This is a genomic window from Streptomyces sp. NPDC111802 (assembly GCF_055634335.1).
Genome location: NZ_JBVKCZ010000174.1, coordinates 1 through 2627 on the forward strand (window position 1 = coordinate 1; position 2627 = coordinate 2627).

General features: G+C 72.3%; 1 protein-coding gene and 2 pseudogenes. All 3 read left to right on the forward strand.

Annotation, left to right across the window (positions count from 1 at the left end):
- Nucleotides 1–729, forward strand: a pseudogene (locus ACZ7NC_RS45115) (hypothetical protein); the annotation flags it as partial.
- 98 nt (nt 730–827) lie between these two features.
- On the forward strand, nt 828–1901 hold the full coding sequence (locus ACZ7NC_RS45120) for a hypothetical protein (RefSeq protein ID WP_471498146.1): 1074 nt from the start codon (nt 828–830) through the stop codon (nt 1899–1901).
- Nucleotides 1898–2627: pseudogene (locus tag ACZ7NC_RS45125) on the forward strand (hypothetical protein); the annotation flags it as partial. The gene ACZ7NC_RS45120 and the pseudogene ACZ7NC_RS45125, both read left to right, overlap by 4 nt.

Sequence of the window (2627 nt, forward strand, 5' to 3'; positions counted from 1 at the left end):
ATCATCAGTGCCCTGGTCGTCGCGCTCGCGTTTGCCGCGCTGGTGTTCATGACCCGCCAGCTCGGCATCCTCATGTTCGTGTGCATGGCCCCCCTCGTGCTGGCCTCGCTGGCCCGCGGGGGCGACACGAGCGCAGTCAAAGCGTGGGCGCAGCGGCTGTTGGGGTTGATGTTCGCCCCGTTCGCGCTGCTGCTGATCTCCCCGTTCGTGGAGTTCGCCAAGGGTTCGCTGGTGGTGGACGCCGTCCTGCTGGTCGCTGCGGACGTCCTGATGCTGCGGATGATCTTCCACGGTGTGCCGTACTTCGGGCCCCGGGTGGCCGGCGCAGCCCGGGCCGTGGTGGAAAGCAGGACCAGCAGCCCCCTGGCGCGAGCGGTTGTCCGGGCGGGTGCCCCGGATTTCTACGAGAAGGAGAACAACCCGCGCGGCCCGCGCACCGTGGACACCCCGGGCCGCGCCATGTCCGAGGACCGCGGAGTCCTGTTCGCCGCCTACGGCATGAACAAGCCCCAGGGGTCCGGACGGCTGACCACCCTGTCGGCCGTCGAGAGGGAACGGCGAGACGCGAGTGACAGCGCGGCCCGCCGCGCGCAACTCCGTGCGGTGCGCGAGCAGTACCGGCCTGCCCGGCCCGCGGCCCCCGCCGCCGGCCGGTCGGCTACCCCGGCACCGACGCCGGAGCCGCAAGGCAACGCGCGGCCGTCCTCGGGGCAGCCGCCCACCCCGTAAGAGCCGCCCCCTGGCCTGGCGCCGCCTCCCACCGCACCTGCGGCAGGAGCGGCGCCGGGGCCGGGCCGCTCACCCCAAGACTTCAGGAGGTTGTTTCCGTGTACTCCCTGGCCCCTGGCTACCGCATCCCCGCCGTGCAGCGCGGGCTCAGCCGCACCGAGATCCTGCTGACGAAGGCCAACGCGGGGGTCGGGAGCGCCGTGCTGATGTCGGCGATGATCACCCCGCCGCCGGTGTGGGCCTTCGGCGCGGTGGGCGCCGCCGCGGCGCTGCTCAACCTGGCGCCCGGACCGCGCTCACTCGCCCGCTGGGCGACGGTGGGCGTTCGGCATCTGCGCGAGCGCAGCGTGCCGGAGACGATGACCGCCCAGCCGGGCACGACCACCACGTGGGCGCTCTACCCGGGCCACGGCACCATGCAGGACCCGCAGCGCCGGGCCGCGTTTCATGAAGCATTCGCCCGCGCGCTCGCGTTCGCCGGCGGGCAGGCCCGCACCGCGGGCGTCCAGGTGCACGTCTCCCACCACAGCACGGTCCGCGACTACACCGACCACACCCAGACGATCTCCGTCCACGTGCCCAAGGGCCTGGTCGCCCACCCTGCCCGGGTTCTCGACAGCCTGCATGGCGAGTTCGCTGCCCTCGGTTCGCTGATCCCCGTGGAACCCACGCCGCCCCCGGCGGTCATCGAGCGGGGTGCGGGCTGGGCGGGCCTGGACGACGGCCGGTACGTGGCGACCGCGCGGCTGATCGCCTGGCCCGATGAGACCGACGGCGACCTCATGCCGAAGCTGCTGCTCGGGCCGGGAACAGACCGCTCGTTCGCCGTCCTGTACCGGCCGCTACCGGCGGGCCAGTCCCGCCGGTCCGCGAAGTGGTCAGCCGCCGCGCGCGAGGCCTTCGTCACCGACAAGGTCAAACAGGACGCCCACGCGATCACGAGCGGATCGACGCACGGCGCGCTGGTGCAGGGCGCCACCCTCGTCGACGTCGACGGCTACCTGACGGTGTTCGGTGACAGCCCCGAGACCGTCACCGAAGCCCGCTGGCAAGCGTCCCTCGCGGCCGACCGGCACCGCATCCGCCTCGACTGGCTCACCGGCCAGCAGCACCGCGCTCACGTGATGACCACCCCGCACGGAGCCTCCACCAGGAAAGGGGCAATCCTGTGATCCGTCTGCCCTCCACCCACGCCGCGATCACGGCGCCGCTCGTCGCCTCCAGTACCCGTTTTCCCGGCATCCCGATCGGCCGCTCGCTCCTGGACGGGCGCCCATTTCACCTTTCCCCCGTCCAGACGTCGGACGCTCTGCTGCCCTCGACCAACAGCCTCGCCCTGGGCGGGCTCGGCTCCGGCAAGAGCACGACAGCCAAGGCACGGGCCCGGCGCGAGATCCTTGAGAACGGCCACCAGTACGTCGTCATCGACTCCTTCGGCGAGGACAACGCGGGCGAGTGGGCGCCACTGACCCGCTCCCTCGGAGGCCGCGTCATCGAGGCCGGCACCTTCACGCTGAACCCCGTCAGCGACCTGCTCCCGCAAGAAGTCCGGGAGCAGCTGGTCCGGTCGCTGATCCTGGCGGTCGAACCTGGCGCGCTCACCTACCAGGCCACCCACGCGCTCCAGCACGCGCTGAACCACCCCAAGGCGACCTCGCTCAACGGCCTGGTGGACGCGCTGGTCAGCCCGGAAGACGGCCGCTGGCCGGCCGCGAAGCTGACCGAGTGGGGCGAGGGCGCAGCGATCGGCCTGTCCCGCTACACCGAGGGCAGCCTGCGCGGTCTCTTCGACGGCCAGGACGCGAGCCTGCCCGAGACGGACCTGCCGATCCTGTCCTTCGACTTCTCCCACCTGGACCGCAACTCGCCGGCGATCCCGTCGCTGATGGCCGCGGTCA